The sequence below is a fragment of the Mycobacterium sp. NGS15 genome (assembly GCF_059813245.1).
On record NZ_JCALEF010000017.1, the window covers coordinates 1 to 955 of the forward strand.

1 pseudogene and 1 other annotated feature are annotated in these 955 nt (G+C 61.9%); the pseudogene reads right to left on the minus strand.

Annotation, left to right across the window (positions count from 1 at the left end):
• Positions 1-905, minus strand: a pseudogene (locus AC5Y5C_RS24855) (IS3 family transposase); the annotation flags it as partial.
• Positions 477-608: a sequence feature (AL1L pseudoknot), on the minus strand. (Overlaps the previous pseudogene by 132 nt.)
• Positions 906-955: the final 50 nt, after the last annotated feature.

A 955-nucleotide genomic window follows, 5' to 3' on the forward strand; every position in this document is an offset into this window, starting at 1 on the left:
GCCGCTCTCCGTGGTGGATGAACGCGAACTGCGACCCGGCACCGGAGCGATATATCAAGCTGAGCAACATATTTCTGCGTGAAAACCGCACCATTTCCAAACGCATCGAGCACCATTGCGGTCCGCATATGGCTGGTCACCCGCCACCCCACGGTCATACGCGAATGCGCATCGCATCGCATGATGAAACATACGTACGCCACTCCGGCCCAAGTGAGCACGAACGTCAGATCCGTGACCCAGAGCTGGTTTGGCGCGGTCGCGGTGAACTTGCGATTCACCAGGTCTGGATGCGGCGCCGCACCGGGCGTGTTGGTGCGGACCCGTTTACCGCGCCGGAATTCCTCGATGCCAGCGGCGTGAATCAGACGGGCCACGTGGTCGCGGCCGGTGTCATGGCCATTGCGCCGGGCGGTTTTCCAGAGCTTGGGGCCCGTGCCGACAGCGGGTGCGTCTTGGCGTCGTAGTAGGTGCTCTGGGGCCGCCTGCAGGCCTGCGCTGCGCAGGACGGTGCAGATGGGCTCGACCCCGAATTCCTCGCGGTTGGTGTCGATGGAGTCGACTATTTCTTGTGTTGGCGGTCGAGCTCCGCCCCGAAGGAACTTGCTGCTCGCTTAAGAATTTCTTTGGCGCGCTTGAGTTCTCGGATCTCTTGTCCGAGTTCCTTAACCTTCTTTGACTCCGAGGTCGTTACCCGGGCGCTAAGCCTTCGTCGATGTTGCCCATCGCACCCAGGTGCGCACCGATTCCACACCGTAGCCCAGCTGACGAGCTACTCGCTGCATCGCGCCCTGGTCGGTGCCCAACCCAGTGCGCAATGATCGGAACATCCGCACCGCGGCGGCCTTCTCCTCGGCACTGTATCGAGGTGTCGTCGGGCTCCCCGGCGACTGTTCCTTCGGCATACCTGCATCCTCGTTTCCAAGGTCAAGAGCCTCCGGGATTCCAAAGCGTT